Source organism: Flavobacterium sp. NLM, assembly GCF_002210235.1.
Lineage (GTDB): Bacteria > Bacteroidota > Bacteroidia > Flavobacteriales > Flavobacteriaceae > Flavobacterium > Flavobacterium panici.
In genome coordinates this window covers 70,429-77,388 of the sequence record NZ_LIAC01000017.1, presented here as the reverse complement: position 1 = coordinate 77,388, position 6,960 = coordinate 70,429, and the positions used below count along the sequence as shown (strand labels likewise).

At 33.3% G+C, this 6,960-nt stretch carries 7 protein-coding genes; 1 reads left to right on the top strand and 6 read right to left on the bottom strand.

Annotated features, from left to right (window positions below; genetic code table 11):
* Window positions 1–321: 321 nt before the first annotated feature.
* Genes APR43_RS20480 through APR43_RS20465 form a run of 4 tightly spaced genes read right to left on the bottom strand, consistent with a single transcriptional unit; the run spans window position 322 to window position 2,359 of the window.
* Window positions 322–858: a DUF4252 domain-containing protein gene (locus APR43_RS20480; protein WP_053474322.1), complete on the bottom strand. Its 537-nt coding sequence runs from the start codon at window positions 856–858 to the stop codon at window positions 322–324.
* Between the two features lie 2 nt (window positions 859–860).
* On the bottom strand, window positions 861–1,388 hold the full coding sequence (locus APR43_RS20475; RefSeq protein WP_053474331.1) for a DUF4252 domain-containing protein: 528 nt from the start codon (window positions 1,386–1,388) through the stop codon (window positions 861–863).
* A gap of 19 nt (window positions 1,389–1,407) precedes the next feature.
* The gene (locus APR43_RS20470) at window positions 1,408–1,863 is read right to left on the bottom strand and encodes a hypothetical protein (protein WP_053474330.1); all 456 of its coding nucleotides are present in this window, start codon (window positions 1,861–1,863) and stop codon (window positions 1,408–1,410) included.
* Window positions 1,850–2,359, bottom strand: coding sequence for an RNA polymerase sigma factor (locus tag APR43_RS20465; RefSeq protein ID WP_053474321.1), 510 nt, complete (start codon window positions 2,357–2,359; stop codon window positions 1,850–1,852). Before APR43_RS20465 ends, APR43_RS20470 begins: the two co-directional genes overlap by 14 nt.
* Window positions 2,360–2,520: 161 nt before the next feature.
* Between APR43_RS20465 and APR43_RS20460 the strand changes: the two genes are divergently transcribed.
* Window positions 2,521–3,957: a S41 family peptidase gene (locus tag APR43_RS20460; protein WP_053474320.1), complete on the top strand. Its 1,437-nt coding sequence runs from the start codon at window positions 2,521–2,523 to the stop codon at window positions 3,955–3,957.
* Window positions 3,958–4,061: 104 nt separating this feature from the next.
* Here the strand turns inward: APR43_RS20460 and APR43_RS20455 are convergent, their stop codons facing one another.
* Complete coding sequence (locus APR43_RS20455) at window positions 4,062–5,099, bottom strand: YncE family protein (RefSeq protein WP_053474319.1); 1,038 nt, start codon at window positions 5,097–5,099, stop codon at window positions 4,062–4,064.
* A 5-nt stretch (window positions 5,100–5,104) separates the two neighbouring features.
* Window positions 5,105–6,955 carry a TonB-dependent receptor plug domain-containing protein gene (locus APR43_RS20450; RefSeq protein WP_053474329.1) on the bottom strand — a complete coding sequence of 617 codons (1,851 nt, stop codon included), beginning with the start codon at window positions 6,953–6,955 and terminating at the stop codon, window positions 5,105–5,107.
* Between the last annotated feature and the right edge of the window lie 5 nt (window positions 6,956–6,960).

Here is a 6,960-nt window from a genome sequence, read left to right as displayed (position 1 = left end):
AGACGCACTGCTGTGCGTCTCTACGATATGCTTTGTGGTTATTTTTTGTCGAAGAAATATTCATTTCCAATTTTGTGTAGAGGTGCACAACAGTACGACTACGTCCAATATTCACGTTTGTTATACTTTGCGCATAAGACGCACTGCTGTGCGTCTCTACGATATGCATTGTGTTATCTGCTGGTTGAAAAAAAAATATAATTCACCCCAATTTTCCGTAGAGACGCACTGCAGTGCGTCTACGTCAAGTATTCACAATATGATTCAAAATAAAAAAAGCTCCCATTAAAGGAGCTTTTTTCAATTGAAAGTAAGATGTTTTTATTTAACCAACTGCTGTAAAGGTTTCAATTGTTCCATATCTATTTTTGATTCTTTCAAAACAGACATTAAAGTCATAATGCTGTTCGGGTTCATATTGTTTCCTAACACACGAACAACGGCAAAACCATTTTCTTTTCTGTTTGCAAAAACTATGAATTCTTTGATGTTGTCATCAGAGCCGACATAACTAATTGATGCGCCGTCTTTACCGGAACCAACTTTCATTAATTCCTGATATTTTGGGTCTTTTAATATGGCCTTAACCTTATTTCGTTCTGCTTCAAATTGCACCTGATTTTTATCATTTGCTTTAAAAGCTAATATGTTCATTTTGTCGAATGAATTTATGGCTTCTTTTTGCTCTGCCGACAATTTAGTATTGTCGAGATTTAAAATAGAAGGAGAAACATCGAGTGCAATAAAGTCTTTTTTGTCTGTGTTTTCGACAAAATACTTTTGCAGTGAAGGCTCAGAATTACAACTTACAAAAGTTAGTAATGCTAAAATGGCTGTGGTGAAAACGTTGATTTTCATGATTATCTTTTGCTTTTAGAAGCTTTTTTCAAGTCAGTTCCGCCAGGAAGCTGCATTTTGTCTGTAAGTACAGAGATTTCATTTAAATCGAAATTACCTGTAAGTGACAATAAAACAGATTCTTCGCTTTTTGCCCCGTCAACAAACATTAGTAATTCTTTAATTTGAGTATCTGTAGCGCCAGATTTTACCATTATCCTAACATTTTTACCGCTGTCGTTGATACGCATAAGTTCTTCTAAACCAGCAGATTTTATGTATTTATCTGCAGAAGCTTTCATATCTGCTTCAACTTTAGGATTTTTTGTGGTAAACACTTTTAAGTAGTCTAATTTTTTAATCAGGTTAATGTATTGCTGTGTTTCTTTATCAGAAGCATCAACTTTTACCTTACTCATTAAATCAAACATTTTTTTGTTTACAATTACTGATGTTACATCGTCCTGACCGTCATATTTGTCAAAGGCACTTTGTGCATAAAAAGCTTGTGTAACGAATGCGAAAACTAGAGTTATGATGAAATTTTTCATAATTATTTTTGTGTTTAATTTACTGTTTAAAAATTTTGTTTTTTGATTGTTCATATTCGCCAATGTATTGTACACTTTCAATACCTACATTAACATTGTTCGACAATAGAGCCAAAGCTTTTTGCGTTGCTGCAAGGGCTTCTTCCGGATCGTCGTAGGTTCCTAATTCAGACTGTGCGACAACCGGAGTTGTTTTTTCGCCTGCAAAATAATAGGTTCCAATTCCTAGTAAAACAACAACTGAAGCTGCAATTGATAACCACGCCACATTTCGTTTTTTAGTTTTTAGTGGGATCTCCTGCGTTGATTTTTGTTGTTTTACCTGAGAGAAATAACCAAAAATGGGTCTGTACTGCTCCAAATGCTGCGCAACATCTGATGAAGAAAAATATTCTTTTAATTGATTTTCTTCGGCAATAGAGGTTTCTCCCTGAAAGTATTTTTCTAATATATTTTCTATTTTATCTAATTCCATAACTGTGTGCATTTACCATTGATTCTCTTATTTTTTTTCTTGCTCTCGAAAGTGCCACCCGAATTGCAGTTTCGTTCATATTAACGATTTTTGCAATTTCTTCAAATTCATATTGTTCTACATCCCGTAACTGAATTAATATTTGAAGCTGTTCCGGCAGCTGATTTATAATTTTTCCAACCCATTCTAAACTATCAGCATCCTCTAATTTCCGGTCTAACTGCGGCTCACGATCTGTAAAATTATTATGGACAATCTGGAGGTTTCCGGCTCTTTTAGATTTTAACTGATCCAAACAATAATTTTTTGTCATGGTCATGGCCAGTGCTTCAACATTATTGTAAGTGTCCAGATTCTCTTTTTTATTCCACAATTTTACCATTACTTCCTGAGTAGCGTCTTCGGCTTCCTCGGTACTGGTAAGCAATCGTTTTGCCAGACGAAAAACTTTGTCTTTAAAAGGATTAACTAATTCTATAAACACATTCTGGTTCATAAATTAAAAGGTTATTCGTTAGCTTATATAGTCAAGACGAGCCACAATTATTTTTGTTACAGCAATAATGTAAAATTTTTTTAGGTAAAAAGAATACTACTTAAAACTAAAGGTAGTATTTTTACGTTAATAGAATACCAAGACACCGAAACCTAATTTCTATGAAACCAATTTTAAAGGCAATACTATTTTTGTTTGTACTAACATTTGCTTTGCAATCTTGTGAAGATGAGGATGATGTTAGAGCTCCCGCGGAGTTACAGGTAAACGATTTTATATGGAGAGGATTAAATACGTACTATTTATGGCAGGCTGATGTACCTAATTTAGCCGATGACCGCTTTGGTACAAAAAGTGAATTAAACTCTTTTTTATCTGGATATTCGCATCCAGAAGACTTATTTCAGGATTTATTAAACAAACCGGTAAGCAAATATCCAAGTAATGCTATTGATCGTTTTAGCTGGATTGTAGAAGATTATACGGTTTTAGAACAAGAACTTAACGGCATCACTAAAAATAATGGTGTTGATTTTAAACTAACCAGAGTTGCCGAAGGATCTAATGATTTAGTAGGTTATGTTCGTTATATTATCCCAAACTCTGATGCTTCTGGTAAAGATATTAAAAGAGGGGATTTATTTACAGGTGTAAACGGAACTAAACTGACAGTTTCAAATTATCAGTCATTATTATTAGGGCCTGATACTTATACTCTAAATTTTGCCAGTTATAATGGCTCTTCTTTTGTTTTAAATGGAAAATCACTTTCTTTAACTAAAACAACTTTGGAAGAAAACCCAATTTTAATTCATAAAGTAATTACTTCCGGCAGTCATAAAATTGGTTATTTAATGTATAATGGTTTCTATCAGGACTATGATTCTCAATTAAATGAAGCATTTGGTGAATTAAAAGCGCAGGGTGTTACAGATTTTATTTTAGATTTAAGATATAACGGAGGTGGTTCTGTACGTACGGCAACACGTTTGGCAAGTATGATTACGGGACAGTTTGACGGTGAAATATTTTCGAAAAGACAATATAATTTTAAAGTAATGGCCGCATTTAATAGTGAAGGACTAGAGAAGTTAAATGAAAGATTTGTTACCAATTTTGGCGGTAATTCTGTAAATAGCTTGAATATGGCTACGGTTTATGTTTTGACAACTTCAAATACGGCATCTGCAAGTGAGTTGGTTATAAATGGATTAAAACCTTACATCAACGTTGTTCAAATTGGCGAAACCACTATTGGTAAAAACGTTGGCTCAATGACACTTTATGATTCGAAAAGCTTCGATAAAATAAATGTAAATCCAAATCATAAATATGCCATGCAGCCTTTAATTTTTAAAATTTCTAATGCTGCAGATTTTGGAGATTATACAGGAGGATTGGTTCCAACTTATGTTCAGTATGAATACATAAATAATTATGGTGTTTTAGGCGATCCTTCTGAACCATTGCTGAATTTGGCAATCTCTAAAATTACAGGTTCTGCTGCTAAGAAAATCCAAACAGATCATAACGCAGTTTTACCATACATAAGCGATTCTAAAAAAATCAACGGATTACGAAACGAAATGTATCTGTAATGCTCTAAAAGGGTTTTAAAAATAGAATAGAAATAAAAAAAAGGCTTTCAGAAATGAAAGCCTTTTTTTACCAAAAACAAATAAAAAACTAATTCTAAAGTAAATTAATCATTAAAGTAAAAACCGTTTGGCCCCACTCCAACAGTTAATTCTTTTTGTAAACTTCCAGTTAAGCTGTAAATGTATGCTTTACTATCAGCTTTAAAATCTCCGCTGTCAGCTAAATAAATGCGGTTGTTGTTAACTGCAAATCCGTATAAATAACCTAAACTAGGCGTTACGATTGCAGTTGTTGAAGCTTCAGTTGCAGTAGTAGCAATAGAATAAACTGAATTCCCTACTGTATAATAAATTTTATTCTCGTAAACATCTAAAAACGCAGCTCCGTCTAATGACTCAGGGAATGTGATTCTGGAAATAGAATTGTCTGCTAATTTTACTTTTACAATTTCGCTTCTGTCTCCATAAGGACCTCTTAAAATATATAAGGTTCCGTTATCTTCTTCAATAGAATCTGCGCCTGAACCAATTACTACAGGAGTTTCTAATGCTTTAGTTGCAATATTTACCACTAATAATTTATCATTATTGTAAGGTTCAGTAATATATAATTTACCATTTTCTTCTACAAGCCTGTTAGCTGTTGCGTTTAGGTTGATTTTAGACTCATATGTATTTGTAGCTAAATTGATTACAGCAACATAATCATCAGTATTTCCGTTTGGATTACTTGCTGAAAAATAAGTATTAGCATTAGTTACATACGCTTTACCATCTTTTACAACACCATATCTTGGGTTTGCAAGTCCAGTATCGATTTTAGCAATCAATTTAAACGTGTATTTGTTTACCACATTTATAACATTTGAACCACCTGCAATAATATAAGCTCTGTCTCCGTCAAAAAAGATATTTTGAGCATATTTTCCAAGCAAATCTGATCCGTTTGCAGCAGTGTAAGCATCTTTTTCAAAAACGTTGAAATCATTGCTTGAAAAAGAAACACTTCCTTGTCCTGCGCTTCCTTCGTTTAAAATAAGGAATCCGTTTTTATATTCTACCTGGTCATTATCGTCATCACTCGAACAAGAAACGAATAACGAGACGCTAAACGCCATTAAAAGTAATTTACTAAGTTTCATAATTATTAAAATTTTAGAGTTAAATACATATTGAAATTTCGACCCGGCATTGGTCTGTCTTCAAGGCTTTCATAATTTTTATTGAAAATGTTTAAAACTTGAAAACCAAGTTTGAAAGAGTCAAGGAATTTAAAATCATAATCGATTCCGACATTTGAAATGTTGTAATCGTTTATAATTTCGTCCGGATTATTATCGGCTCTTGTGTACACAAAACCGTTGTATAAAAATTGATAATAAGCAGAAATTCTGTTTCTTGAATAAGCGACAGAAGCTGTTACTTTATTATAAGGAACAAAAAAAAGCTGGTTTTTTGTGGCTTCATCTTCTGAAACCGTATACGCATAAGAGGCATTTGCACTTAAGTTGTTTTTGCCAAATTGTTTTTTCCAGCTCAATAGGGTTTCGGCACCGTAACTATTAACATTGTCTTTATTTGTTGGACTCCAAATGCCGTTTTTGCCCGGAACCCATTGCAGTAAATCTTTAATTTTGATGTAGTAGAAAGTCTGCGTAAGCGAAATGTTTTTGAAAGTAAACACGTTTCCAATTTCTGCCTGATAGGAGCTTTCTGGTTTTAAATCAGGGTTTCCGCCTTCGTCCCAATACAAATCATTATAAGTCGGAATTCTGAAGTTTCGGGATATATTCAGTTTGAAATTGTACAATTTACTAAACTGATACGAAGATCCTAAAGAGAATAGAACCGGAGATTTGTAATTATCTGTAAACTCTTTTCGTACGCCAAGTTCATTTTTCCAGGCTTCAGAGAAATCTTGTTTGACCAATATTCCTGCTGAGCTGATTTCGCGAACGTGATCGCCAAAACTGCTTCCGTAACCTTTAGTTCTGTTATAATCTAAAATTCCATTTATTTGTGTTGATTTGAATAAAGTATATCCTAAATCAACTTTTGTAATTAAACTTTCAGTTTTTCCGTAAGTGTAGATGTTACTTGAATTATCAGCAAAATATTGATAGTTTTCAAAGATATAAGCCGCTTTAAAATTGGTTTTAAATTTTCCAAAATTACCGTCGTATTCTAATAAACTTCGATTGAAACCATTTACATATTTGCTTTTTGTTTCCGTTTCTACAACTAAAGAAGTATTTCTGTCTGTATTTGAAAACTGACTATACAGTTTTAAAGTATTTTTTGAGTCGATTTTATAACCTGCATTAGCGCTCATAGTTATAATATCATACTGTCCGTTTTGGTTCCAGCGCTGTTCGCCTCGCCAGGTGTAACGGTTTAAATACTTGTAATCGTTTGTGGAGCTGTTTTTAGAAAAACCAATTTGCGCACTCCATTTTTCGTTAGAAATATTCGTTTTATAATTTATTCCAATAGTATTGAAACTTCCGTAATCGAGTTTTAAATTATTCTCAAACCGATTATAGAATGCCAGATCGTTATTTAAATGCACGGTTCCGCCAATGGCACCGCTTCCGTAAATAACACTTCCGCCACCAGCTTTTACACTAATCGAATTATAATCAGAACCCGAAATTGTGTTGAAATCGGTGCTTCCGTTCATCTGCGAATTAATATTGATTCCGTTCCAGATTACAGCGGTTTGAGAAGAGGTAGTTCCACGAAAAGAAACCGTAGAAAGCATTCCTCGTCCGTATTCCTTAAAATAAATAGTTGAATTGAAATTTAAAAGATCAGTTAGTAAAGCTTCATTTTTATTGATAATCGAATCGTTAAGCTTTAAAACGGATTGGGAATTGGAGTATTTTTTCAGATTAGCATCAGAAACTACAACTTCTTTTAACTTAATAGAATCGCTCTGCGCCGAAATCAATTGGCACAACATTACAAGTAAAAAAGCAAAACGTATTCTTAAAGTCATAATTT